This window comes from Streptomyces sp. NPDC048604 (assembly GCF_043199435.1).
Lineage (GTDB): Bacteria > Actinomycetota > Actinomycetes > Streptomycetales > Streptomycetaceae > Streptomyces.
This window is the reverse complement of record NZ_JBICVX010000006.1, coordinates 1-24166: the sequence shown is the minus strand read 5'-3', so window position 1 is coordinate 24166 and position 24166 is coordinate 1. Positions and strand designations below refer to the sequence as shown.

Sequence of the window (24166 nt, the reverse complement as noted above, 5' to 3'; positions counted from 1 at the left end):
GTTCTCGTAACGGTTTTCGAACCTGGCATGATCGGGCGGACGCCCAAGGGCGACACGGGCCGGGCAACAACGGGAGGGCAGGGGTCATGCAACACCACCGCGACACGGACAGGGCACTGGACCTGCTGATCTCCCTGGCCGGCGCGGACGACGCCGAGCGGGTGCGCGAGCGGATCGGCGTCGCCGCCCCGGCCGCCGCGCAGCGGCCGGACCGCTGGGCCGCCGTCTCCGCGATCGGCGAGGCCGCGCTGCCGGTCTCGGCCCGGCTGTGGATGCTGGAGGCCGACGATCCCGAGCTCAACGAACTCGTCGTGCTCTCCGCCCGTCTGCCCGGCGCCCTGGAGATGTCCGTCCTGATGGGCGAGCCGTTCGGGCCCGACGGGGGGCGCACCCTGCCGCTCCACGGGGCGCTGCAGGGGCGGCCGATGCCGTTGGGGGTCACGCGGTTCGCCCCGGGCGAGGCGGTGCCCGCGCTGCGCGCCGTGGGCACCATGCAGCAGGGCCGCCGGGCCGCCGCCCAGTTGGGCCGCGCGGACTGGACGGCGGTGATCGAGGCGGACGTCGCGGACCCGCTGCCCGGCTTCGCCCGGTGGGCGCTGGCGCTGCGGCCCGACTGCCCGGGTGTGCTGCGGGAGCGGTTCTCGGACCACCCGTCGTACGCGTACCGGATGCGGAACAGCGGCATCGTGGCGAGTCCGGCGGTGTACGCGCGGGAGTGGCGGTCGGCCCGGTCGGTGCTGGCCGTCCTGCACACCGGGCGCTGGGCGTTCCCCACGCGCATGCCGGAGGCGGAGGAGCTGCTGCGGCCGCTGGTGCTCGGTTCGCTGGGGGGCAACGTCGAGGCGTGGGCCGTACTGGCCCAGCTGCTGCCGACGTTCACCGGGACGGTGCCGGAACTGATCGTCACCTCGGGCGCGATCGCCTGAGCGAGGCCGACAGGCGGGCGGAGGACGAGAGGCGGCCGCAGGACGAAAGGCGGGCGGGGCGGCTGGAATCGAACCAGCGTGTCCCAGTTCTGGAGACCGGTGCGTCTGCCTCTGCGCTACGGCCCCGCCCTGCCGGAGATCTTAGGGGAAACGTCACGGCGAAAACAGCTTCGCCCGTTGTCGGTGGCGCTTGGTACCAATGGAACACGAACGACGGGGGGTGCACGGACCATGGCATACCGGGAGCGCGGGGGTCGGCCGCGCCATGTCGTCGATCTGGCGGACCGCCGGGCGCTGGAGCGCTTCCGGCCCGCCGACGAGGCCGTGGTGGCCGAGGCTCGGCGGCTTAAGGAGGCCGCGCTGCTCGACTTCGGCCTGTCCGGCTCGGCCGTGGCCTCCTGGCTGTACGCCAAGTGCCACCACCAAATACCGACGACGGCGGTCGACACCGCGGCCGTGGTGGCGAGCGGCGACGGCACCTGCCTGCTGCTGTACAACCCGGAGTTCTTCGTCGCCCTCGGCCTGGACGGGGTCGCGTTCGTCCTCTTCCACGAGGCGCGCCACCTGGTGCACCGGCATCTGTTCGTGGAGCCGGAGCTGCGGGACGACCCGGTGTTCACGCTGGCCGCCGAGGTGTCCATCAACCATGTGGCGCTGGTCCGGCTCGGCCGCACCGAGCTGCCGCTGCAGGACGGCCGGCCGGTCGGCATCGACCCGCGGCGGATCCATGAGGAGTACCGGGCGGACCTGCTGGCGCACGGCCTGGCGCCGGTGGAGTACACGGAGTTCGTCGCCACGGACATGTCGGTGTACACGGAGCTGAAGCGGATGGCGCATCCGCCGGTGCCGGCGCCGGTGTGCGTGCATCTGGCGGAGGGCGGGGTGCCCGCCGACCAGGAGACGGTGGACACCGTGGCGTCCTCGGTGCTGCTCAACACGCTGCTCGCGGCCCGCCGCGGGCACGGGGTGGCCGAGCAGGAGCTCGGCGAGCTGATGGACCGGACGGACGGGGCCACCGAGCGGCTGTCCAAGATGTGGGGCCGGCTCGGCGCGGGCCTGCTGCGCGGGCGGACGGCGCGTACCGGCCGGGTCGACTGGTGGCAGCGCTGGCTGGTGGACGTGGTGGCGTCGAAGCTGCGCGAGGGCGAGCGGCTGGTGTACCCGAAGAAGCGGGGCGCGCTGCTCGCGGCGCTCGGGCACGACCCGATGCTGTCGCGGCGCGGCCCGGTGCGGGACAAGGTCCTGGTCGTCGCGTACGACACGTCCGGTTCCATGCCGGACCACGTGGTCGACTGGCTGACCGAACTGGTCGGCGGGATCGACGGGGTGGAGGCCCACTGGCTCTCCTTCGACGCGATCGTGATGCCGTTCGCGCCCGGCGAGCGGGTCTACGGCGGCGGGGGCACGAGCTTCCAGGCCGTGGCGGACTACGTGGAGGGCCGGTCGACGATCGCCGGGCGGCCGTTCGACCTGACACCGGACGCCGTGATCATGCTCACCGACGGCTATGCCCCGACCATCACCCCCGCCGAGCCCGACAAATGGATCTGGCTGATCACCGAGGGCGGAAACGACTGGCCCGACTCGCACACTCCCCCGATGGCCTGCCATCGCGTCACGACAGGATCGAGATGACCGCCACCCCCGCGCCGCCGCGCACCGCCGCCTGGCGTCCCAACGCCACCTATCCGGAGCCGCCCAAGGGCTGGACCGGGGTGTCGCGCCTGGAGTCCTTCATCGACGCGATGATCGACATGGGCCAGACCGGGCAGGTCTTCGGCGAGCACGGCATCGGCAAGACCGCGACGTTCTTCTCGCACATCGCCGAGGCGTACCCGGACGCCGAGCTGGTCTTCGTGCCGGCGGCCAACCTGACCCCGGACGACCTGCTCGCCAACGCGCCGGTGCGGGACGCGGCCACCGGTGAACTGGTGCTGCGCCAGCTGGTGATGAGCCAGCTCAGGCCGGGGCGGCCGTTCGTGCTGCTGATCGACGACTCGCTGCAGGCCGGCGAGTCCATCCAGTCGCAGCTGATGCAGATCGCCTGCAACTGGACGCTCGGCGACCACGACCTGCGGGCCCTCGGCTGCATCGGCGTGTTCCTCACCGACAACGAGTCGCTGGCGGAGACGGCGGCCCGGCGCAGCGACCTCGCGATCCTCGACCGGATGGTCACCGTCCGGATGACCGCCAACGACACCGCCTGGCGGTTCAAACTGGCGGCGAAGTACCGGCGTCAGGACCTCTCCGGCGTCTTCCAGGTGTGGGCCTCGGTGAGCCCCGTGGTGCGCGAACTGCTCTCGCCGCGCACCCTGGACCACATCCTGGCCAACGCGCAGGAGGGCTTCCCGCTGCGCTGGGGCCTGCCGCTGGTCAACGGCGAGCGGCTGAAGCTGACCGAGCCGCGCCCCGACGGGCGGCCGGGGCAGAACCGCACCCAGGAGATCCTCGACCGGATCGCCCAGGCCCTCGGCGTGCCGAACCCGTCGACGATCCCCGACCCGGTCCGCCAGGTGGTGCGCGCGGCACTGCGCAACCGCTGGACGGTCCTGCTGCAGGGCCCGCCCGGCTGCGGAAAGACGGAGCTGGTCCGGCAGACCGTGCGGGAGGGCCTGGACGGCCGGGAGCCGCTGTACTTCTCCATGCCGGTGACCAACGTGGAGGACCTCTGCGCGCCGATCCCGACGCCGGACGGCTCCCTGGACAACCTGCTCGCGGCCGCGTTCACCGGTACGGAGCCGAAGGCGATCGTCTGGGACGAGTACAACCGGCCCAAGGACAAGGCGGCGTTCGCCAAGCTCATGGAAATCACCCAGGAGTGGTCGCTCGCGGGCCGGAGGATCGAGGGGCTGCGGGCCCAGATCGCCGTACAGAACCCGCCGTACCACCTGGGCCGCAAGCTGCTGGTGTCGCGGAACAACATCGCCCAGGCGACACGGTTCACGGCCTCGCTGACCGTGGAGCCCGAGGACATCCCGGCGAACGAGTGGCTGATCCAGAAGTACGGGCCGGTCGCCGAGACGGTGCTCGAGTGGTGGAAGCACGACATCGACGAGGAGGGCCGCGCCTGGATCACCAAGCGCACCATCGAGCGGATGATCAAGCTGCACCAGCGGGGGCTGCCGCTGGAGATCGGCACGGTGTACCTGGGCGACGGCGAGTACGCGCCGGTGCCGCTCACCGCGCTGATCGACCGGCTCAACGACCGGCCGGTGACCGGACTGCGGGAGCTCGCCCGTCAGGTCGACGCCTGGGAGGCCCGGCTGCGCCGCGCCGCCGAGGAGTCGGCGGAGGGCGGCGACGACAGCGACACGGTGCACCAGATCATCGCCAACGCAGAGCTGTCCCAGCTGAAGAAGCACCGCAGGGCCGTCGCCCGGCTCGTGGCCCTGCTGCCGCCGAAGCTGCGCTCGACGTACCTGGTCGGGGCCTCCGAGCAGCAACAGCGGTTCTGGATCGAGGTGTTCACGACGATGAACCGCTGACGAACGGACGGCACAGAGGGGTTACTTGTCGGTACGCGAGTCTTGTCAGCCACGTGGTGTTCACGCAAACATGCTGCGGCACGGCTCCCACCCCTCACCCACCCGAAGGCCGTCATGAAGAAATCGCTGCCGGGAGTCGCGCTCGCCGCGACCCTCCTGGCCACCGGGGCCGCCGGGGCCCCCGCCACCGCCGAACCGGCCCGCTCGACCGCGTCCGCGTCCGCCGTCGCGTCCGCGCCCTCGTCCGCCGGCACCCTGCTCGCCGAGAGCTGGCGGCCGCCTCTGAGCACCCGCGGCCGCTATGTCGTGGACGCCGACGACGAGCGCTTCAAGCTCAAGTCCGTGAACTGGCACGGCGCCCAGGGCTCCTACAACGGCTCCGGCGATGTGAACGACCCGGCGAGCCACCACGACGCCGAGAAGTCCGACCAGGTGCCCCTGGGCCTGGACCGGGCCCCGCTCGCGAGCATCCTCGCCGACTTCCACCGGCTCGGCGCCAACAGCATCCGGCTGCCCTTCTCCAACGAGATGCTGCACGACCAGCGGCCCGTGCCGGACGCCGCCGTCGCCGCCAACCCCGCCTTCAAGGGCAGGACGCCCCTCCAGATCTTCGACGCGGTGATCGCGGCGACCACCGCGGAGGGCCTCGCGGTCATCCTCAACAACCACACCAACACCTCCCGTTGGTGCTGCGGCCTCGACGGCAACGAGCGCTGGAACACCAGCCAGTCCACCGCGCAGTGGGAGTCCGACTGGCTCTTCCTCGCCAAGCGCTACAAGGACAACAAGCGCGTCGTCGGCGCCGATCTGTACAACGAGGTCCGCCGCACCGTCATGGACGACGCCAACTGGGGCTGGGGCAACGACCACGACTGGTGGGCCGCCACACAGCGCCTCGGCGACCGGCTGCTCACCGAGGCCAACCCCGATCTGCTGGTGATCGTCGAGGGCATCAACTGGCAGGGCATCCCCACCGATCTGACCCCGCACGGGCGGCCCACCCTCGAACCGGCCCGCGAGCTCTCCCACACCCTCGTCGCCTCCGACAAGCTGGTCTACTCGGCCCACTTCTACGGCTACACCGGACCGAACCACACCGGCGCGACCGGCACCGGCGAGACCCACGACCCGCGCTACCAGGAACTGTCCCGCGAGGAGCTGTTCCGGACCCTTACCCGCCAGGCCCTCTTCGTCGCCGACGACACCCGGCGCCACTACACCGCCCCGGTCTGGATCAGCGAGTTCGGCATCGGCGCCGACGAGACCAACCCCCAGGGCCGCACCTGGTTCGCGAACTTCGTCGACTACCTGATCGAGCACGACGCCGACTTCGCCTACTGGCCGGCCGTCGGCTTCACCGGCCACGGACGGTGGAAGCTGCTCGACTACGACGACCGGGGCAACCGCTCCGGAGTCCTCGACGGCGACGACTGGCGCGCCCCGCACTGGCGCCGGCTCGTCGACGCCCCCGGCCGGACCGGCGCGGTGCCCGTCGCCGACACCTGGGACCAGCTGACCACGGACCACACGGACTTCGTCCAGTCCCTGCGCGTGCGCGCGAAGGGCGACTGGGACAACGGCGCCCGGAAGGCGGCCTGCCCCGACGGTCAGCGGCTGGTCGGCCTCTCCCACGACAGCGGACGCGGCCTGTGCACGGACACCGGCGCACGCGGGCTCGCCGCGCCCGGCGGGGCGCTCACTGTCGTCACCGACGAGCGGTACGTCACCGACGGCGACTGGGCCGGCGGCTACACCAAGTACCAGTGTCCCGCCGACCAGTTCATGGTCGGCTACAGCGTCCGCGGCCGGGCCCTGTCCGCGGTGCTGTGCGCCGGGGCCGGCCGTGCCCTGCCGAAGAGCGGCCGCACCCTCTGGTTCGACCGCGGCGACAACCGCCCGGCCGACGCCCCCGGCGGCGAGTTCGCCCGCGGCGCCTACAAGGGCCAGTGCGGCAGCGGCGAGTACGCCGCCGGCGTCGCCCACTCCGGCGCCTGGGCCAGGGGCAACAAGCCCGCGGCCCTGCTCTGCCGGACCCTGTAGCGGGCCCGGTCCTGACCCGGGTCGGGCCCCGGTCGGGCCCGGGTCAGTCCGCGTCCGGCTCGTCGACGGACGGCGGCGCGGTGCGGTGGACGCTGCGGACGGCGAGGACGTCCGCGGCGACCGCCGGCAGCGGCAGCTCCGCGCAGTACGTCTCGAGGCGGCGGCGGACGCTGGTCGCGATGCCCTTGCCGAGCACGTACCGGGTCGGGCTGACGGCCCTGGGCGCGGCGTCGAGGAACGTGTGCGCCTCGCGGCTGCGCAGGCCCGTGTGGGCGAGGACGAGATGGCCGAGCCGGTGCTCGCGGCCGGCCAGCGTCTCGGCGATCGCCTTCGCGGCGCCCAGGTCGAGGCGGTTGTCGGCCGCGCCGAGGGTGCCCGCGGCGCGGACCCGGCCGAAGTCGAGCAGTTCGACGCCCGCGCCGGCCGCGGCCGCGACCAGCCGGACGGCGGCCTCGGGGCCGATGCCGTTGCTGGCGACGGACAGCCGCGCGGTCCGGCCGTACGGGGCGCGCTCCAGCGCCGCGGCGAGCAGCAGCGCCCCTTCGTCGCCCAGCCGTGCGGCGGAGACGTACAGTTCGCCGACCGCACCGGTGGCGAGCAGCGCGGCCAGCGGGGCGGCCCCGGTGCGGCCGAGCGCGTTGCCGCCGACGAACAGCCGCTCGATGCGGCGGCCGTCGGCGGCGGCCGCGAGCAGCGCTTCGGCGAGTACGGCGAGCCCGGCCGGGTCGAGGCCGGTCTGCACGAGGTCCAGGGTGCGCAGCCCGGACGCGGCGGCGACGAGGTCGGCGGCGGCCCGGCCGCCGGCCGGGCCGAGCGGGTTGCGCTTGAGCCATACGCCGCCGACGACGTGCTCGGAGGCGCGCAGGCTGTCGGCGATCCGGCAGGCGCCGCCCGCGGTTATTCCGTTACAGCCGAGATAGAGGGTCTCGACCCCCGCGCCCGCGGTCCGTTCGGCGACCCCGGCCGCGCCGTCGTCGCCGAGCCCGTCGGTGCCGAGCAGCAGATGCCGTACGCGAGGCGGTCCTGCGCTGTCGCCGAGGGCCTCGGCGATCAGCGCGGCGCCCTCGGGGCCGAGGGCCTGCTTGCACAGGTCGAGCCGCCCGTCGGGCATCGCCGTCCCGGCCGCGAAGTCGAGCCGCCGGTCCGCGGCGGCCCCGCCGCGCAGCCAGTCGAGCAGCGGCCCGAGTTCGGCCACGGACCGCGGCAGCACCTCGGGCACGCCGGCGAAGGGAAGGTCCGGTGCGGTGCCGTCGGGTGCCGCGTCCCCGCCCCGCTGCTCCGGCCCGCTCACCATGCCGCCTCCCGGTAGTCCTTGAGGAACACGCCCGAGACGGGTGCGCCCGCCTCGCCGCGCACGATCGGGTCGTACACGCGCGCCGCGCCGTCCACGATGTCCAGCGGGGTGCGGAAGCCGGCTTCGGCGATGCGGTTCTTCTTCGGCAGGGGGTTCTCGTCGGTGATCCAGCCGGTGTCGACGGCGCACATGTGGACGCCCTGTTCGGCGAGTTCCGGCCCGCTGGTGCGGGTGAGCATGTTGAGGGCCGCCTTGGCCATGTTGGTGTGCGGGTGGCCGGACGTCTTGCGGCGGGCCGCGAACCGGCCCTCGACCGCGGTGACGTTGACGACGTACCGGTGGGGCCGGGGCGAGGCCAGCAGCAGCGGCAGCAGCCGGTCGACCAGCAGGGCGGGCGCGAGCGCGTTGACGAGCTGGGTCTCCAGGAGCTCGGCCGGATCCAGCGCGCCCAGCCTCGCCGACCAGGAGTTGACCGGTGCGTGGTCGGGCAGCAGGCCCGCCTCGTCGGCCTGGTCCAGGACGAGTGCCAGCGCCGCGCCGGCGGCCGGCGCCTCCAGGGCGCGCAGCGGCTCGTACCCGGGGGCGTGCCACACGCCCGGCGGGAGCGCGCCGGTCTCGCCGGCGGCGAGCAGCGCGTACGACTCGGGCGGCCGGCGCACCGTCTGGGCGGCGTTGTTGACGAGGATGTCCAGCGGCTGCCCCTCCTCGCGGAGCCGCTCGCACAGCCCGAGGACCTGGCGCGGGTCGCGCAGGTCGACGGCGACGACGGTGAGCCGGTCGAGCCAGGCCGCGCTGCCGGGCTCGGCGCGGAACCGGCGCAGGGTGTCGTGCGGGAAGCGGGAGGTGACGAGGAGTTCCACGCCGTCGCGGAGCATCATCAGCGCCAGCTGGTAGCCGATCTTGACCCGGCCGCCGGTGAGCAGGGCGCGGCGGCCGGTGAGGTCGGTGCTCAGCGCGCGGCGGGCGGTGTTGTCGGCGGCGCACTCCGGGCAGAGCAGATGGTAGAAGACGTCGGCCTGTCGATAGAACGACTTGCAGACGTAGCAGCGCCGGGGCCGCTGGTAGACGCCGCCCTCTCCGCCGTGCCTGGGCGTCAGCGGCGCGTCCTCGCGCCGGGCGACCGCGCCGGTCGCGGTGGCCGCCATCACCGCCGCGTCGGCGTCGGCGCGGGCGTCGGTGCGGGACTTGCGGCGGCGGGTCCGGCCGTCGCGGGTGAAGGAGGAGGCGACCTGCTCGGCACGGAGCCGGACCGGGTCGTCGACCGGGAGGGCACGCAGCCTGGCGACCGTACGGTCGAAGGCGGCGAGTTCCTCGTCGCTGATGTGCTCCATGTCCCGCCCCGCCCGCCCCGCTGCCGTCCCGTCCCCGTGGTCCCGGCCGGAATCGAACCGGCGTGTCCCCTCCGAGCAGGAGGGTGCGACTGCCTCTGCGCTACGGGACCGGGCTGCCCGGACGGTCGGATTCGAACCGACGTAGCCGACTTGCGGAGTCGGAGCGCCTGCCTCTGCGCGACGTCCGGACAGTGCCGGAGATCATATCGTCGGCTCGGACCCGCTCAGCGCGGCGGGTAGGTGCGGGGGTCGTCGGTGTACGCCCGGGCCCGCTCCCGCACAAGTGCGGGCAGCTCCCCCGAGGCCAGGTCGGCCAGGGTGGTGCCCTCCAGGACATCGCGCAGGCTGGTGCGCACGGCACGCCAGACGTCGGGGAGCGGCGCGGCGGCGCCCTCGTACTCGAGCCCGGTCAGCTTGAGGTCGCGCACGCTGACCAGAGGGCCGTCCATGGCGCGGATGATGTCGGCCAGGGTGATCTCGGCGGGCGGGCGGGCCAGCAGGTAGCCGCCGTCGGGGCCGCGTTCGCTGCGGACCAGCCGGGCCTGGCGCAGCTCGCTGAGGACGACGAAGAGGAAGCGCACCGGGATGTCCTGGGCGCCGGCGACGTCCTCCGCCTTGCGGGGCCGTTCGGGGGACAGCGCGAGCTCCGCCATGGCCCGTACCGCGTAGTCCGTGCGCGCTGAGATCCTCACCGACTCAATGTCTCACGAGTGGCGGGAAATGGCGGAAGCGGTGCGGCGGCCTTGTCTCTTCATATTGTTTATCGAGATAGTGAACTTCCCTGTATGCGCGTCGTCCCGCCCCGATTCCGGAGGTTCAGGTGGTTCCCGTGGTTCCCGAGGCTTCTGCGCCCGCCGTGACCGACCGCCCCGTCGTGGCCGTGGTCGGCGCGGGCGCGGCCGGAGCGCTGGTCGCCGTCCAGCTCTGCGAGACCGCCGCGCGGCGGCGGACCCCGCTGGAGCTGGTGCTGATCGACCCCGCGCCCGAGGCGGGGCGCGGGGTCGCGTACGCCACGGAGGCTCCGGAGCACCGGCTCAACGTGCCGGTGGGCGGTATGAGTTGCTACCCGGACGATCCCGGCCATTTTCAGCGCTGGCTCTGCCGGCACGGCGAATCGGCCGTCACCGCCGCAGACTTCGCGGCCCGCTACCGCTTCGGCTCGTACCTCGCCGACACGTTGGGCCGGGCGATCATCACGGCGCACGGCGTCGTCTCGGTGCGCCGGCTGCGCACCACCGCGACCCGGTGCGCGGCCGACGGGAACGGCTTCCTGCTGAACCTCGCCGACGGGACGGAACTGGCCGCCGACAGCGTGGTCCTGGCGACCGGCCCGGCGGCCGGCCCGTCCTCCTGGGCCCCGCAGGAACTGCGCGCCTCGGACCGGTTCGTCGCCCGCCCCTGGGCGCCCGGCGCGCTCGACGCCGTCGCCGACACGGACGACGTGCTGCTGGTCGGTGCCGGGCTCACCGCCGTCGACCTGGCGCTCGTCCTGGACCGGCCCGGCCGTACCGTGCACGCCCTCTCCCGCAGCGGACTGCTCCCCCGGCCGCACGCCGTCGCCCCGCTGCCGCCGGTCCCGGTGCCGGAAGGACTGGCCGGGCTGCCGCTCGCCCGGCTGCGGTCCGTGATCCACCGTCACCTGGTCGCCTCGCTGCGCGAACACGGCGACTGGCGGCCCGCGATGGACGGGCTGCGGCCGCACATCGCGGCGCTGTGGGAGGGCCTGAACGACGACGAGCGCACCGAGTTCCTGGGCCGCGACGCCACCCGCTGGAACGTCCACCGGCACCGGATGGCGCCGACGACCGCCGAGGCCATCGCCCGGATCCGGGCCGCGCACCGGCTGCGGCTGCACGCCGGCCGCGTCGCGGGCGTCCGGCCGCTGGACGACGGCCGGCTCGCCGTGTCCCTCGCCGACGGCGGGGAGCTGCACGTCGGCCGGGTGGTCGACTGCACCGGCCCCGGACTGCGCGCCGGCGGCGACCCGCTGTGGGCCGGGCTGCTCGCCGACGGGCTCGCGGTCCCCGGCCCGCTGGGCATCGGCGTGGCCACGGACGGCGGGCGGCTGACGGACGCCGCGGGGACCTCCCTCCGCCCGCTGTTCACGCTCGGCGCGCCCCGGCGCGGCGAGCTGTGGGAGACCACCGCGATCCCGGAGATCCGCGCCCAGGCCCGGGAGGTCGCCGAGGCGGTGCTCGCCCCGGCCGCCGCCCGGGTGCGGCCGGCCCGCCGTCGGCCCACCGACCAGTTCGGGCTGCCGCTGACCACGCACGCGGCGGCCGCCGCCGCGTACCGTTCCGGGCTCGCCCGGGTGGTGACGGTACGGGCCAAGGCGGCGGAGTCGTTCGCGCGGGCCGTCGAGCTGGACCCCGGCTTCGCGCTCGGGCACGCGGCGCTGGCGCTGCTCGGGCACGAGTGCGGGGCGGACGTCGACGTGCCCCGGGCGCTGGCCGACGCGCGGCGGGCCGCGAAGGAACGCGGCGACGAACGGGAGCGGTCCTTCGTCGAGGTCGTCGGCCGGCGGATCGCCGCGGACGACGGCGACCGAGCGCTCGTGGACCACCTGGACCGCCACCCGGGCGACGCGCTGGCGCTGAGCACGGCGGTGCCGACGATCGCGTTCTCCGGCGTCGGCGACCTCGACGACCGTCTCGCGCAGCGGCTGGTGGAGCGGACCGCGTCCGCGTACGAGGGGCACTGGTTCCACACCTCGCTGCGGGCCTTCCTGCTCCAGGAGGAGGGCCGGATCGACGAGGCCGGCGTCCTGGCCCGCGAGGCGCTGGCGGCCGAACCCGCCTCCGGGCACGCGGTGCACGCCCTGGCGCACGTCCACTACGAGTCCGGCGACCATCACGCGGGGCGCGACTGGCTGGACGGCTGGATCTCCGGGCACGGCCGCGGGGCGGTGCACCGGGCACACTTCTCCTGGCACGTGGCGCTGCACGAACTCGCCCTGGACGACCCGGAGGCCGTGCGCCGGCGCTGGTTCGCCCAGCTCGCGCCGCGGCGGGTCAACGGGGTGCGGGCGCTTGTGGACTCGGGCTCGCTGCTGTGGCGGGCGCGGATGTGCCGTAACTGGTCGGGACGGATGCCGGTCGACCACGTCCTCGACACCGTCGCCGCGGAGCTCGTCGAGCGCCCGGCCACGGCGTTCACGGCGCTGCACAGCGCGGTCGCGCTGACCGCGGCCGGTGACCTGGCGGCCCTGCGCCGGCTGGGCCGGCACGCGGCGGGCGCGGACGAGGTCCAGCGCGAGGTGGTCGCCCCGCTGTGCGCGGCCCTGGAGGCCGTCCTCGAGGAGCGCTGGCCGGAGGCGGTGGGGGGCCTGCGCGGGCTGCTTCCCACGCTGCGCCGGGTCGGCGGCAGCGCGGCGCAGCGCGAGGTGGTCGAGGAGACCCTGCTGTACGCCCTGGTCGAGTCGGGTCAGAGCGACGCGGCCCGGCACCTCCTCCAGACCCGCCTGGACCGCCGCGACTCCCCCCTGGACACCCGCCGCCTGGCCGCCCTGCCCACCCCCTCATGAATTCCGGCGGGGCCGGACGGGCTCGACCCGGGGTGTGTTTCACCCGGTGAAAACGCCCGGCCCCGGGTCCCGGCGGACTAGGTTGTGGCCATGAGCAACCTTGACCGTCAGCCCACGCCCAGTGTCTGCGGCGGACGCGGTTTCGTCGTCGCCGAACCCGTGCGGGAACTCCTCAGCCCGCGTCACGTCAAGCTCGGCGAGTCGACCGAGGTGCGCCGGCTGCTGCCCAATCTGGGCCGGCGCATGGTCGGCGCGTGGGCGTTCGTCGACCACTACGGTCCGGACGACATCGCGGACGAGCCCGGCATGCAGGTCCCGCCCCATCCGCACATGGGCCTGCAGACCGTCAGCTGGCTGCACGAGGGCGAGGTGCTGCACCGCGACAGCACCGGCAGCCTGCAGACGATCCGACCGCGCGAGCTGGGCCTGATGACCTCGGGCCGGGCGATCTCCCACTCGGAGGAGAGCCCGCGCGACCACGCCCGCCTCCTGCACGGCGCACAGCTCTGGGTGGCGCTGCCGGACGCCCACCGGCACGTCGAGCCGCACTTCCAGCACCACGCCGCGCTGCCCACGGCCACCGCCCCCGGCGTGACGGCCACCGTGATCCTGGGCGAGCTGGACGGCGCCCGCTCCCCCGGCACCACGTACAGCCCGATCGTCGGCGCGGACCTGGCGCTGGCCGGGGGGACCCAGACCGCGCTGCCTGTGGAGCCGGACTTCGAGTACGCGGTCCTCGCGATGTCCGGCGAGGCCCGCGTCGACGGCGTCCCGGTGCTCCCCGGCTCGATGCTCTACCTCGGCTGCGGCCGCACCGAACTCCCCCTGCACGCGGTCTCGGACGCCGGTCTGATGCTGCTCGGCGGCGAGCCGTTCGACGAGGAGCTGGTCATGTGGTGGAACTTCATCGGCCGCAGCCAGGAGGAGATCGAGCAGGCCCGCCGCGACTGGCAGGGCGGCACCCGCTTCGGCGAGGTCAAGGGCTACGACGGCGCCCCGCTCACCGCCCCCGAACTCCCGCCGGTCCCACTGAAGCCACGCGGCCGCGTGCGCTGAGCGACGAAAAGCCGTCGCCGCCCTGCTCGGTGGATAAGTGCGGGGCGACGACGGCGAGAACTATCCGTTCTGACGCATTCTCAATGCGTCAGTTGCACGGCGGAACGTAGGTGCTCTTGTTCACGATGGTGGTGCCGGCGGAGTTCTTCATCGTGGAGACGGCCCACATGCACACGTCGGCCGGACGGCGGACCGGGCCGGCGTAGTACAGGAACGTGCCGGAGTCGGTGACGCAGCCCGTGTTGTAGCTGTCACAGAGCTTGATGGCCATGTACTTGCTCTGGCCGTAGTAGATCCCCTGGGCGACCAGGTTGACGCAGGTGTTGGCGCCCTCGTCGTAGTAGTACGTCTTGGCCGCCAGGCGGCCGGCGGAGTCGCGCCATTCGTTCCAGGCGATCACGCTGCCGTTGCAGCCGTTGGCCGCGGCGGCGGGCTGCGCGGGCAGCGCGACGAGGGAGCCCACCGCGAGGGTGAGCACGGCGAAGAGCTGAACGAGTCGTGCGCGCAAGGTCATCTGAGTACTCCCCATTACCGGGCGCATGCCGCGCCGCCATTCCTGCCTACCGGGGCGGATTTCTAATCAGAGTTCCCATGGGCCGTCAACCCTGTAGACAATTCGGGCAGTCGGTTTTCGTGCCGGTGAATCGTCCCTTTTCTCCGGCCTGTTGCGAGGCGTTGATCCGCTGGTGTAGAACCGGGCGGATTTACCTCCCCGGTGCATTCGTGCCGGGGAAATGCACGCCGAACACGAAAGCCTGACGATGCCTACGAGTGAGACCACCGACAGCGAAGGGTCCCCGCACGACGGGGAGACGACGACCGACGCGTCCGCGGCCGGCGCGGCCGCTCCCGGGACGGACGACGCCGAGACGGTCGACACCGAGACGGTCGACGCCGAGACGGTCGACTCCGAGAAGGCGGAGCGGCGCTCCGACCGGCGCGCCGTGGCCGCCATCGCCGGCGCGCTGCTCCTCGTCACCGGCGGACTCGTGGGCTACGGCCTGCTCGACTCCGGCGACGAGCCGGAGAAGCGCGCCGTGCCCACCGCCGCCGTGACGTACGAGGTGCTCGGCACCGGTACGGCCGACATCACCTACCTCGGCGAGGGGAAGGCGGCCGAGGCCGGCCGGGCCGATGTCGCCCAGGGCGCGAGCCTGCCCTGGAAGAAGACCGTCCGGGTGCCGCTCGGCAAGCAGCCGATCGTGAGCATCACCCTCGGCGCCAAGGGCGGCCAGGCCAGCTGCAAGCTCGCCGTCGGCGGCAAGCACGTCCAGCTCTCCTCGGCCACCGGCGCGTTCGGCCGCGCCACATGCAGCAGCGAACTCACCGCTCCGGAAGGCGCGGGCACCACTCCTGGAGGCGAACACTGATGGCGTTCCCCGCGCGTCGTATCCCCCTGGCCGCTCCGACCGCCGCCCTGACGGCCGCGGTCCTGGCCGGCACGCTCGGCTCGGCCGCTCCGGCGTCGTCCGCGGAGCAGGCCCGTCCGGCCGCCTCCGGCCGCGGCTCGGTGCACAGCATCGTCCTCCCGGACTCCGACCGCGCCGTGCGGGAGCTGTCCGCCCGCCGGACCGCGCCGTTCAGCATGGTCGGCCTCACCTGGACCGACGCCCGGGCGCAGCTCGGCGGCACCGCGCAGGTCCGCGTCCGCGACCGCGCCTCCGGCGGCTGGTCCGCGTGGCGGGACCTGGACTCCGACGTCCGCACCCCGGAGACCGGCCGGGACAGCACCGCCGCCGGCGTGCGGGCGGGCACCCAGCCGCTGTGGACCGGCCCGGCCGACGGCGTGCAGGCGCGGGTCCGCGGCGCGTCCGGCAAGGCGTCGGCGCTGCCGGACGGGCTGCGGATCGAGCTGGTGGCCCCGACGGCCACGGCGACGGCAGCCGAGGCCAGGACGGCGACAGCGGCAACGGTGACCGCGGAGGCCAAGACCGTGACGCCCGCCCCGCAGCCGGCGATCCTGCCGCGCTCCGCCTGGGGCGCGGACGAGACCCTGGTCAAGGACCCGGCCACGTACTCCAAGGAGACGAAGGTGGTGTTCGTCCACCACACGGCGGGCACCAACACCTACGCCTGCGAGGAGTCCGCCTCGGTCGTCAACGGGATCTTCCTGTACCACGTGCAGAGCCAGGGCTGGAACGACATCGGCTACCAGTTCCTCGTCGACAAGTGCGGCACGGTCTACGAGGGCCGGGCCGGCGGCATCGACAAGCCGGTGATCGGCGCGCAGACGTACGGCTTCAACACGGACACCACCGGCGTCGCCGTGCTCGGCAACTACAACGACGCGACGAGCACGCCCGAGGTGCGCGCGTCCCTCGCCGCGGTCGCCGCCTGGAAGCTGGGGCTGTACGGCTACGACCCGACGTCGACGGTGGTCATGACGGCCGCCGCGTCGAACGGCAAGTACACGGCCGGCCAGCAGGTCGCGATGAACCGGATATCCGGCCACCGCGACGGCTTCCCGACCGAGTGCCCGGGCAACAACCTGTACGCGGACCTGCCCACGATCCGCACGCTCGCCGTGCAGTAGGGCCGCCTCCGCGGCGGTGGAATGTTCCGTCGCTCCGTCGTGTTGAGCGGGGTGCCGGGCCGAGAGGGCCCGGCGCCCACGACGACACGAAGAAGGGGAGCGCCGGTGAGCGACACCTACTACGAGTTCGGGACGGCCGCCGAGCGCTGGGACCGGGCGCAGCTGTTCTTCGAGGCCAAGGAGTACCTCACGGCGGCGCGGATCCTGCGCGGCCTGGTGGACGAGGCGCCGGAGCAGACGGCGCAGCGGCTGCTGCTGGCCCGTGCGTACTACCACTCGGCCCAGCTGGGCCGGGCGGAGACCGAGCTGCGGGCGATCCTGGACCGCGACCCGGTGGAGCAGTACGCCCTGCTGATGCTGGGCCGCACCCTGGAGCGCCAGGGCCGGGCCGGCGAGGCCGCGCCGCACCTGCGGCTGGCGGCGGCGATGGCTGGCGAGTTCACCGACTGACCAGGACGGCTCCGGCGGCCGCCGGCCCTTCGCGGGCCGGCGGCCGTTGCCCGTGCGGTGTGCGACGGGCCCGGGGATCGACGGGCGTCAGGCCCGGTGCACGATCTCCCCTCCGACGACCACCGTCTGCGCGACGGTGCCGACGATGTCCTCGGCCGGTATCCGCAGGATGTCCCGGGACAGCACCACGAAGTCCGCCAGTTTGCCCACGGTGAGCGAACCACGTTCGTCCTCCAGGAAGTTGGCGTACGCCGAGCCCATCGTGTACGCCTCGACGGCGGTCTCGACGTCCACCGCCTCCGCCTCGGTCCACGGCTCGCCGCCGCCGAGCGGGCACCGTGTGACGGCGGAGTAGACGCCGATCATCGGGTCCATCTCGGCGACGTTCCAGTCGCTGGAGAAGGCGAGCGTCGCACCCGCGGCGTGCAGGCTGCGCAGCGGCCAGGCCTTGTGCCAGCGCTCGGGGCCGACGTTCTCGGCCCAGTCCTGGCCGGGTCCGGCGATCTCCGGTGCGGCGTGCCGGGGCTGCATACAGGCGACGACGCCGAGTTCGGCGAAGCGGGGGGTGTCGTCGGGGTCGAGGCATTCGACGTGGACGACCTGGTGCCGGGCGTCGCGCGGGCCGTTGACCGTGCGGGCGTGCGCGACGGCGTCGAGCACGGTGCGGATGCCGCGGTCGCCGGTGGCGTGCACGAAGCACTGGAAGCCCCGGGCGTCGAGTCCGGCGAGCAGCTCCGCGAACTCCTCGGCGGGGTAGAACGTCTCGCCGCGGTGGTGGCCGCAGCCCGCGTACGGCTCCAGGAGCGCGGCCGTGCGCGGCTCGACGACGTCGTCGATGTACAGCTTCAGCGGGCCGACGCGCAGCCGGTCGTCGGCGTACTCCAAGGCCGCGGCGGCGAACGCGTCGAGTTCGGCGGCGCTCGTGCCGCGCGGGTGGAAGAGGGCGGCGACGATCCGGGAGCGCAGCCGGCCCTCGGCGCGGGCCCGCTCGAAGAGGGCGAGGTCGTCGAGGGAGTTCTGCGGTTCGACGACGGTGGTGATGCCGTAGCCGATCGCGTCGTCGAGGCTGCGGGCGAGCCGCCCGTACTGACGGTCCGGCGAGGCCCACGGCACGCCGAGTTCGTGCAGCGCGCGGTGACCGTCGCGGGACAGGCCCTTGACCGCGAAGTCCCGGACGAATCCGGTGGGTTCACCGGTCTCGGGGTCGGTCTCGGCCTCGCCGAAGGCAACACTGGTGCGGTCCCGCGTGATGCCGCAGCGGCGCAGTGCCGCGGTGTTCAGCCAGGCGGTGTGCACGTCGTAGCTGAGCACGATCGCGGGGACGTCGCCGGTCACCGGGTCGAGGTCGGCGGCGGTGGGCATCCGGCCGCCGAGGGCCGAGTAGTCGAAGGCCTCGGCCTCGACCCAGGGGGCGTCGGGGTGGGCGGCGTGCCAGGTGCGGATGCGGGCGTGGATCTCGTCGAGGCTGCGGGCGCCGGCGAGCTGGACGCAGGCGTCGTCGGAGCCGAGCCGGACGTGGTTGTGGGCGTCGACGAAGCCGGGCAGGACGAGCCGGCCGCCCGCGTCGAGGACCTCGGTGTCGGGGCCGGTCCAGGCGGCCGCGTCGGCGGCCGCGCCGAGCCAGACGATCCGCCCGTCGCGGACGGCGAGCGCCTCGGCCTCGGGCAAGTCGGGGTCGACGGTGTGGATCCGGGCGTGGGTGAGGACGAGGTCCGCGGGCGGATTGGGGCGGGGCATGAGGGTGAACTCCTGTGCGAGTGCGGGGTGTTACAGAGCGGCCGGGGCGGGCGCTGCGGTCCGGCCGCGGGCCAGCAGCACGTACACGAGCGCGGCGACCGGGGCGCCGAGCAGGGTGAGGTCCGCGCCGCCGAGCGGGGCGACGAGCGGGCCGGTCCACAGCTCGGAGTCGCAGGTGAGGGCGGCGAAGAGCATTCCGGCGAGCAGCGCCGCCAGGCCGGCGGGGTGGTAGCCGGCGCGGTACCAGTAGCCGCCGCCCGCGCCGGTGTGCAGCGCCTCGGCGTCGTACCGGCAGCGCCGCAGCAGCATGTCGGCGAGGAAGACGCCGCCCCACGGGGCGAAGACGATGATCAGGAGGGAGAGGAAGGAGAGCAGCGAGGCGGTGAAGTCGGTGAGGAACAGCGCGCCGAGCGAGCCGGCGGCGGTGACCGCGGCGCTGATCACGATGGCCTTGGCGCGGCTCCACGGAATGCCGAGGACCTGGAGGTTCAGGCTGGAGGAGTAGAGGGTGATGATCGAGTTGGTGACCGAGCCGCCGAGCACGAGGGCCAGGAACAGCGGCTGGAACCAGCCCGGCAGCAGCTTCTCGGCGCCCGCGACCGCGTCGGTCATGTCGGTCTGCGTGGCGGCGGCGACGCCGGCGACGCCGAGGGCGACCGAGGAGAGGAGGCCGCCGAGCGCCCCGCTCCAGGTGACGGAGCGCAGGGTGGTGGTGCGGGGCAGGTAGCGGGTGTAGTCGGCGGGCATCGGCAGGTACGAGAACGGGCCCGCGAGCATCACGACGAAGGCGAGGCTCCAGCCGGAGACGCCGGGCGCGGCGGCCGGGGCGCCGGTGTCCGCGCCGGGCAGCAGGAAGACCAGCAGCGCGGCGAAGCCGACGGCGAGCACGTACGCCATCCAGCGTTCGGCGAACTGGACGGTGGCGTGGCCCCACAGGGCGACGGCGAAGGTGAGCGCGAGGGTCACGGCGAGGGCGAGGGCGCGCGGGACGGGGCCGCCGGACCAGCCGAGGTCGGCGAAGAAGGCCTCCAGGGCGAGGGTGCCGACGACCGTGTTGACGATGGTGTAGCCGATGCTGACGATCCAGTTGAGCAGTCCGGCGGGCCAGTTCCCGCGGACGCCGAAGGCGGCGCGGGAGACGACCAGGGTCGCGGTGCCGGTGCGGATGCCGCTCAGGCCGGCGGCGCTGATCGCGAAGAAGGACAGTCCGCCGATCACCACGACGGCCGTGGCCTGCCAGAAGGAGAGCCCGAAGGCGACGGCGAGAGCGCCGTTGATCACATAGGTGAAGGTCAGGTTCGAGCCGAACCAGAGCCAGAAGACGTCCTTGGCACTGCCGTGCCTCTCGTCGTCGGGGATGGGGTCGATGCCGTGCGCCTCGACCTGGAACACCTCGTCCCGACCTGCGGTCTCGACGGTCCGCTCTTCGATCACACCGGGCTCCGTTCCTCGGATCCGGCACCCGACCGGATCGTGAAGGGATCTTGAATGGCGTTCTAACTTTTAGAACAGCATTCAAGATGTGCGACAAGGCCGGACCGCGTCAAGACCCCGGTAGGTTGCGGTTAGGGTCGTGCCCGGACGACCCTTCGAGCGCACGAGGCGGGGACAGTGGCAGGGGCAGCACGACGGCGGGACGGGCACATCGCGCAGGAGCGCATGCTCGAGGAGGCCATGGCGGCCATCGCCGAGAACGGTCTGGCCGCGCTCACCATGTCGGCGCTGGCGGAACGCCTCGGCACCAGCGGCGGCCACATCCTGTACTACTTCGGCTCCAAGGACCTGCTGCTGCTCGCCGCCCTGCGCTGGAGCGAGGCCGCGCTGACCGAGGAACGGCAGGCCCTGCTCGGCCGCCGGATCACCGCGGAGCGGAAGCTCGACCGCTTCCTCGAGCTCTACCTGCCGCGCGGCCCGCGCGATCCGCGCTGGATGCTCTGGATCGAGCTGTGGGCCCGCACCCCGGCCAACGAGGCCCTGCGGACGGCCCAGGAGGAGATGGACCTGGCCTGGCACCAGGACCTGGAGGCCCTGCTCGCCAAGGGCGTCGCCCAGGGCCGCTTCCCGGACCTGGACGTCCCGGCCCGCGCCTCGGAACTCCTCGCGCTGCTCGACGGGCTGAGCACCCGCGTGGTCCTCGGCCAGGGCGCCCCCGGCCCGGACCCGAGGCCGGCCCTCGATGTCGCCCGGGCGGCGGCGGAGCGGCTGATCGGCCGCTCGTAGCCTCAGGTCCCGTGCGCCTGCCAGGGAAGTGGCTCGACGGGCGCGACCGGCCAGGGCTCCGGCTCGTGGCGGCCGTGGGCGGCGGCGTTCCAGATGATCTGCTCGTTGTGCAGCGCCGGCGGGGACAGCCGGGCCAGCGCCGGATAGCGGGCGCCCAGGCTCTGCGCGAGGGCCAGCGTCGCCGCGGCGTCGGAGGCGGCGTCGCCGGGGCGCTCGTGCGGCACGCCGTACCAGGCCGTGACCGTCTCCAGGGCGCGGCCGCCCGAGCGGTACGGATCGGCGTGGCGGTCCAGGACCAGCGGATCGCACACCGGGGCGAGGCCGTACGGCACCCGAGCGCCGAGCGGGCGCAGCCCGTGCCGGGCCAGCTCGGCCTCCAGCATCGTCAGCACGTACGGCGCGTACCAGACCACCAGCGGCTCCCCCGCCGCGAGCGACCCGGCGAGCAGCTCCGCCAGCTCGTCGAGCGCCGGCGCGGCGGGGACGCCCTCGGCGCGGGCCCGCTCCACGGTGATCCCGTGCCGCTTGCCCGGGTCGACGGCCAGCGGGCCCGGGCCCGGGTCGACCAGCCAGTCCCGGGCCGTGCCGTCGGCGCGACGCACTGACACCGCGAGGATCCGGTCGACGGAGTGCCGGTGACCGGTGGCGGCGAGGTCGAAGGCGGTCAGCCCGCGCCGGTGCCAGCCGGGATGGTCGTGCCGGGGCGGCGGACCGGGCTCGCGCACATGCTCCGGGTGGTACACCGCCCAGCCCTTCGGCCGCAGCCCGACCAGCACCCCGGCGCCGGCCGCGACGACCTCGCCGCAGGCCGCGCACGGCGCGGGGTAGTCGTTCGTCCGGTTCTGACGGGGGTGAGGCGCGTCCCGGTCCATGTGCGCTCCCAGCTCGGCTCGGCCCCCCTCAGGTCTCCGGAACCCCCCTAGAAATTGCCGTAGTTGACCTGCCAGGTCGGCAGACCCATCCGTCGCCACACCGCCACCACACGGTCGCGGTCGTCCAGGGAGACCCGGACGGCGTACCGGCGGCGGACGTTCGCGTCGAACAGCTCGGCCTTGACGATGTCGTCGCTGCGGGTGTCGCCCGAGGCGCGCATCCACAGCTCGTCGTACGGCACGTCGTGCCGCTTCAGCCACTGCTCGGTGATCTCGCGGTGGTCCTCGCTGCGTCCGGACAGCAGCACGATGGTGTCGTTCTCCGCCTTCCGGAACGCCAACAGGGCCTGCCGCACCGGCGGGTTGAGCAGATCGGTGTCGCAGCGGGTGAAGTCGTACGGGCCGCGGTCGCCGCGCAGCGCGAGCGTGCCGTCGATGTCGCACAGCACCGCCGAGGGCAGCGCGGGGTCGTGGACGTACGTCTCGACGCCGGGCCGGTCGCCCAGCCACTCGGCGGTGAGCCGCCAGCCGCCCTTGCGGGCCTTGGTGTGCTTGTCGGCGAGGATGCGGATGATCTCCTCGCCGACCGGCCGCTCGCGCACCGCGTCCCGGCGGACGCACTCCTCCACCGGCACCTCGGTGAAGTCGTGCACCACGAACGTCACGTCCAGGCCGGTGACGGCCGCCTTCAGCCGCTTCGGTATGTGCGGCGTGAGGTGGGTGTTGTCGACGACGACGTCGAAGCCGCCGGCGACGGCCTCGCGGACCGCGGCATCCTGGACGGCGAGCACGGTCTGCTCATGGGCGTGCGAGCGGCCGCGCTCGGGCGCCGGGACGTCGAACATCGCACGCAGATCGTCGAGGTTGACACGGCGCATCCGGCCCTCGGACTCGGCCTGCAGCCTCCTCGCGGCGGTGGTCTTGCCGGAGGCGGGCAGTCCCGTCATGACGTGTACGGAAGGCACGGATCAGTTCTCCTCGTCGGTGGCGAAGGGGTCGGACGCCTCGGGGCGTACCTGCTTCCAGACCATCAGGTCCGTCGACTTGCCGTCCAGCCGCAGGAACAGCGCCGACCGGATGCCGGAGCCGACCGGCAGCGACTTGACGGCGCGGGCGAACGCACCGCGGTCCGCGGCGAGATGGGCGACGGAGGCGTACGCCTCGTCGATGGCGCGCTCGTACGCGGCGGCCTCGTCCTCCAGCCGGGCGACGACCCCGCGCACCCAGGCGTCGAACTCGTCGGGCACCTGCTGCAGCAGCGCCTCCAGCGGCCGGCCGCCCTGCGCGTGCAGCCCGCCCAGCTCGGCGACGGACAGCCCGAGGCCCTGCGCCAGCCGCTTCGCGGCGGTGCCGGCGAAGCGCTCGACGCCGTGGCTGCGCCAGATGTCCCGCTCGGTGACGCCGGTGAGGACCTTGTGCAGCCGCACGTACTCGGCGATCTTGGCCTTCGCCCGGACGCCGGAGGCGAACCGCAGTACGAAGCCCTCGGCGTCCGTGCCGGTCGCGGCCCCGCCGCCGGGCAGGGTGTTCGTCTCGGTCAGCTTGGTCAGCTCGTCCAGCGACATCGCGGGCCAGACGGTGACGACCGAGCCGATCCCCTCCCACCGCGGCGCCGCCTCGGCCAGCGGGACCTCCGTCCCGTCCGCCCGGAACGCCGCGAGCAGCACGAGGTCACGGCGGTCGCCGTAGTCGACGACGATCCGGTTCTGCGGGTACAGGATCTCGGCCAGGTAGGTCACGCCCGGCACCAGCGCGGAGGTGTCCTTCGCGTCGAGCCAGCGCTGCGCCCAGGTCGCCTGGGTGCTGATGAACGACCCCTTGGACGCGATCCGCCAGCGGTCCGCGTAGTGGAAGACGACGGCGAGGCTGCCGTCCACCTTGTCGTACACCTCGAACGGCTCGACCGGCAGCGCGGGCGCGTAGGGCTGCCCGGTGGTGTGCTCGCCGACGTTGAAGAACTTCGGGAGGCAGTGCGCGACGATCCGCCCGGTCTCGTCGTCGGCCACCAGTCCGCGGCAGCGCGTCGTGACCGTCGTCCAGGCACGTTCGTACTGCGCGGCTCGCGTGTACGTGTAGATGGAAAGCGGCAGTTCGGGGTGCGATTTGCGCGTGACGTGGCCGGCGTCGATCGCGGCCGCGAGGTCCTCGCTCGGCAGCAGCTCCTGCAGAGTCAGGGTCTCCTGGCTCATGGTCCCTCCCGTTCGGTGATCACTCATTGTCGTGTGCGGGAGGGACCGTCCGACACCGAATTACGCCCCGGTCTCCTGGGCGCGGTACGCCTCCAGGAGCCGCAGCCAGATCTCGCTCAGCGTCGGATACGCCGGGACGGCGTGCCAGAGGCGGTCGAGGGGGACCTCGCCGGCCACGGCGATCGTGGCGGAGTGCAGCAGTTCGCCGATGCCGGGGCCGACGAAGGTCGCGCCGAGCAGGACCCGGCGGTCGAGGTCGACGACCAGGCGGGCGTGGCCGCGGTAGCCGTGGACGTAGAGCCCGGCGCCGGCGACGGAGGTGAGGTCCTGGTCCACGGCGCGCACCCGGTGGCCGGCGCGCTCGGCCTCGGCGAGCGTCAGGCCGACCGCGCCGACCTCGGGGTCGGTGAACACCACCTGCGGGAGGGCCGCGTGGTCGGCGGTGGCGGCGTGCGCACCCCAGCGGTCGGTCTCCAGGAGGGGGACCGCGGCGGCCCGCGCGGCGATGGC

At 73.7% G+C, this 24166-nt stretch carries 19 protein-coding genes, 3 tRNA genes and 1 pseudogene; 10 read left to right on the top strand and 13 right to left on the bottom strand.

Translation table 11 applies throughout. The features are described 5' to 3' along the window. Positions 1-86 precede the first annotated feature (86 nt). Positions 87-926 carry a hypothetical protein gene (locus ACGFMM_RS14195; RefSeq protein WP_393646363.1) on the top strand — a complete coding sequence of 280 codons (840 nt, stop codon included), beginning with the start codon at positions 87-89 and terminating at the stop codon, positions 924-926. A gap of 52 nt (positions 927-978) precedes the next feature. Here ACGFMM_RS14195 and ACGFMM_RS14190 read toward each other — a convergent pair. Then, positions 979-1054, bottom strand: a tRNA-Trp gene (locus ACGFMM_RS14190). 103 nt (positions 1055-1157) lie between these two features. Here ACGFMM_RS14190 and ACGFMM_RS14185 point away from each other — a divergent pair. The 3 genes from ACGFMM_RS14185 to ACGFMM_RS14175 all read left to right on the top strand — a co-directional run bounded on the left by ACGFMM_RS14185 (position 1158) and on the right by ACGFMM_RS14175 (position 6451). Continuing rightward, positions 1158-2561, top strand: a complete 1404-nt coding sequence (locus tag ACGFMM_RS14185) for a hypothetical protein (protein ID WP_393646361.1) — start codon at positions 1158-1160, stop codon at positions 2559-2561. After that, positions 2558-4411 carry an AAA family ATPase gene (locus ACGFMM_RS14180; RefSeq protein WP_393646359.1) on the top strand — a complete coding sequence of 618 codons (1854 nt, stop codon included), beginning with the start codon at positions 2558-2560 and terminating at the stop codon, positions 4409-4411. Before ACGFMM_RS14185 ends, ACGFMM_RS14180 begins: the two co-directional genes overlap by 4 nt. 114 nt (positions 4412-4525) lie before the next feature. After that, positions 4526-6451 (top strand): glycoside hydrolase family 5 protein, encoded by a 1926-nt coding sequence (locus ACGFMM_RS14175; protein ID WP_393646357.1) that lies wholly within the window; start codon positions 4526-4528, stop codon positions 6449-6451. 43 nt (positions 6452-6494) lie between these two features. On the opposite strand, the gene ACGFMM_RS14170 is transcribed toward ACGFMM_RS14175, so the two are convergent. The 5 genes from ACGFMM_RS14170 to ACGFMM_RS14150 all read right to left on the bottom strand — a co-directional run bounded on the left by ACGFMM_RS14170 (position 6495) and on the right by ACGFMM_RS14150 (position 9768). Further along, positions 6495-7745, bottom strand: a complete 1251-nt coding sequence (locus ACGFMM_RS14170) for a ribonuclease inhibitor (RefSeq protein ID WP_393646355.1) — start codon at positions 7743-7745, stop codon at positions 6495-6497. Then, positions 7739-9076: an SDR family NAD(P)-dependent oxidoreductase gene (locus ACGFMM_RS14165; RefSeq protein ID WP_393646353.1), complete on the bottom strand. Its 1338-nt coding sequence runs from the start codon at positions 9074-9076 to the stop codon at positions 7739-7741. Before ACGFMM_RS14165 ends, ACGFMM_RS14170 begins: the two co-directional genes overlap by 7 nt. Positions 9077-9113: 37 nt before the next feature. Further along, positions 9114-9186: transfer RNA gene (locus ACGFMM_RS14160), tRNA-Ser, on the bottom strand. A 6-nt stretch (positions 9187-9192) separates the two neighbouring features. After that, positions 9193-9264 (bottom strand) — tRNA-Ala (locus ACGFMM_RS14155). Positions 9265-9300: 36 nt separating this feature from the next. After that, positions 9301-9768, bottom strand: a complete 468-nt coding sequence (locus ACGFMM_RS14150) for an RrF2 family transcriptional regulator (protein WP_393646351.1) — start codon at positions 9766-9768, stop codon at positions 9301-9303. Between the two features lie 182 nt (positions 9769-9950). On the opposite strand from ACGFMM_RS14150, the gene ACGFMM_RS14145 reads away from it, so the two are divergent. After that, on the top strand, positions 9951-12599 hold the full coding sequence (locus tag ACGFMM_RS14145) for an FAD/NAD(P)-binding protein (protein WP_393646937.1): 2649 nt from the start codon (positions 9951-9953) through the stop codon (positions 12597-12599). A gap of 90 nt (positions 12600-12689) precedes the next feature. Then, on the top strand, positions 12690-13655 hold the full coding sequence (locus ACGFMM_RS14140; RefSeq protein WP_393646349.1) for a pirin family protein: 966 nt from the start codon (positions 12690-12692) through the stop codon (positions 13653-13655). 88 nt (positions 13656-13743) lie between these two features. Here ACGFMM_RS14140 and ACGFMM_RS14135 read toward each other — a convergent pair whose 3' ends face one another. Then, a complete protein-coding gene (locus ACGFMM_RS14135) occupies positions 13744-14169 on the bottom strand; it encodes a hypothetical protein (protein WP_393646347.1) in 426 nt (141 codons plus the stop codon). A 247-nt stretch (positions 14170-14416) separates the two neighbouring features. Here ACGFMM_RS14135 and ACGFMM_RS14130 point away from each other — a divergent pair, with 247 nt between their 5' ends. The 3 genes from ACGFMM_RS14130 (at position 14417) to ACGFMM_RS14120 (ending at position 16638) form a co-directional block, all read left to right on the top strand. After that, a complete protein-coding gene (locus tag ACGFMM_RS14130) occupies positions 14417-15025 on the top strand; it encodes a hypothetical protein (protein WP_393646345.1) in 609 nt (202 codons plus the stop codon). Beyond that, positions 15025-16188 carry an N-acetylmuramoyl-L-alanine amidase gene (locus tag ACGFMM_RS14125; RefSeq protein WP_393646343.1) on the top strand — a complete coding sequence of 388 codons (1164 nt, stop codon included), beginning with the start codon at positions 15025-15027 and terminating at the stop codon, positions 16186-16188. Before ACGFMM_RS14130 ends, ACGFMM_RS14125 begins: the two co-directional genes overlap by 1 nt. Before the next feature lie 105 nt (positions 16189-16293). Then, positions 16294-16638 carry a tetratricopeptide repeat protein gene (locus ACGFMM_RS14120; RefSeq protein WP_393646341.1) on the top strand — a complete coding sequence of 115 codons (345 nt, stop codon included), beginning with the start codon at positions 16294-16296 and terminating at the stop codon, positions 16636-16638. Positions 16639-16725: 87 nt separating this feature from the next. Here the strand turns inward: ACGFMM_RS14120 and ACGFMM_RS14115 are convergent, their stop codons facing one another. After that, the gene (locus tag ACGFMM_RS14115) at positions 16726-18375 is read right to left on the bottom strand and encodes an amidohydrolase (RefSeq protein ID WP_393646339.1); all 1650 of its coding nucleotides are present in this window, start codon (positions 18373-18375) and stop codon (positions 16726-16728) included. A gap of 30 nt (positions 18376-18405) precedes the next feature. Beyond that, positions 18406-19809 (bottom strand): purine-cytosine permease family protein, encoded by a 1404-nt coding sequence (locus tag ACGFMM_RS14110; RefSeq protein ID WP_393646337.1) that lies wholly within the window; start codon positions 19807-19809, stop codon positions 18406-18408. A 177-nt stretch (positions 19810-19986) separates the two neighbouring features. Here ACGFMM_RS14110 and ACGFMM_RS14105 point away from each other — a divergent pair, with 177 nt between their 5' ends. Next, entirely contained in the window at positions 19987-20595 is a 609-nt protein-coding gene (locus ACGFMM_RS14105; RefSeq protein WP_393646335.1) for a TetR/AcrR family transcriptional regulator, read from the top strand. 2 nt (positions 20596-20597) lie between these two features. Here ACGFMM_RS14105 and ACGFMM_RS14100 read toward each other — a convergent pair whose 3' ends face one another. The 4 genes and pseudogenes from ACGFMM_RS14100 to ACGFMM_RS14085 all read right to left on the bottom strand — a co-directional run. Beyond that, complete coding sequence (locus ACGFMM_RS14100; protein ID WP_393646333.1) at positions 20598-21467, bottom strand: hypothetical protein; 870 nt, start codon at positions 21465-21467, stop codon at positions 20598-20600. Between the two features lie 47 nt (positions 21468-21514). Then, positions 21515-22432 carry an AAA family ATPase gene (locus ACGFMM_RS14095; RefSeq protein ID WP_393646331.1) on the bottom strand — a complete coding sequence of 306 codons (918 nt, stop codon included), beginning with the start codon at positions 22430-22432 and terminating at the stop codon, positions 21515-21517. A 3-nt stretch (positions 22433-22435) separates the two neighbouring features. Beyond that, on the bottom strand, positions 22436-23656 hold the full coding sequence (locus tag ACGFMM_RS14090; protein ID WP_393646329.1) for a T4 RnlA family RNA ligase: 1221 nt from the start codon (positions 23654-23656) through the stop codon (positions 22436-22438). Between the two features lie 60 nt (positions 23657-23716). Then, a pseudogene (locus tag ACGFMM_RS14085) lies at positions 23717-24166 on the bottom strand (pyridine nucleotide-disulfide oxidoreductase); the annotation flags it as partial.

What these genes read in the sequence shown, in the direction of transcription:
- ACGFMM_RS14100 (WP_393646333.1), bottom strand. Translation starts at nt 21,467, where the DNA reads ATGGACCGGGACGCGCCTCACCCCCGTCAGAACCGGACGAACGACTAC.
- ACGFMM_RS14170 (WP_393646355.1), bottom strand. Translation starts at nt 7,745, where the DNA reads ATGGTGAGCGGGCCGGAGCAGCGGGGCGGGGACGCGGCACCCGACGGC.
- ACGFMM_RS14125 (WP_393646343.1), top strand. Translation starts at nt 15,025, where the DNA reads ATGGCGTTCCCCGCGCGTCGTATCCCCCTGGCCGCTCCGACCGCCGCC.
- ACGFMM_RS14180 (WP_393646359.1), top strand. Translation starts at nt 2,558, where the DNA reads ATGACCGCCACCCCCGCGCCGCCGCGCACCGCCGCCTGGCGTCCCAAC.
- ACGFMM_RS14165 (WP_393646353.1), bottom strand. Translation starts at nt 9,076, where the DNA reads ATGGAGCACATCAGCGACGAGGAACTCGCCGCCTTCGACCGTACGGTC.
- ACGFMM_RS14185 (WP_393646361.1), top strand. Translation starts at nt 1,158, where the DNA reads ATGGCATACCGGGAGCGCGGGGGTCGGCCGCGCCATGTCGTCGATCTG.
- ACGFMM_RS14115 (WP_393646339.1), bottom strand. Translation starts at nt 18,375, where the DNA reads ATGCCCCGCCCCAATCCGCCCGCGGACCTCGTCCTCACCCACGCCCGG.
- ACGFMM_RS14135 (WP_393646347.1), bottom strand. Translation starts at nt 14,169, where the DNA reads ATGACCTTGCGCGCACGACTCGTTCAGCTCTTCGCCGTGCTCACCCTC.
- ACGFMM_RS14090 (WP_393646329.1), bottom strand. Translation starts at nt 23,656, where the DNA reads ATGAGCCAGGAGACCCTGACTCTGCAGGAGCTGCTGCCGAGCGAGGAC.
- ACGFMM_RS14195 (WP_393646363.1), top strand. Translation starts at nt 87, where the DNA reads ATGCAACACCACCGCGACACGGACAGGGCACTGGACCTGCTGATCTCC.
- ACGFMM_RS14140 (WP_393646349.1), top strand. Translation starts at nt 12,690, where the DNA reads ATGAGCAACCTTGACCGTCAGCCCACGCCCAGTGTCTGCGGCGGACGC.
- ACGFMM_RS14130 (WP_393646345.1), top strand. Translation starts at nt 14,417, where the DNA reads ATGCCTACGAGTGAGACCACCGACAGCGAAGGGTCCCCGCACGACGGG.
- ACGFMM_RS14175 (WP_393646357.1), top strand. Translation starts at nt 4,526, where the DNA reads ATGAAGAAATCGCTGCCGGGAGTCGCGCTCGCCGCGACCCTCCTGGCC.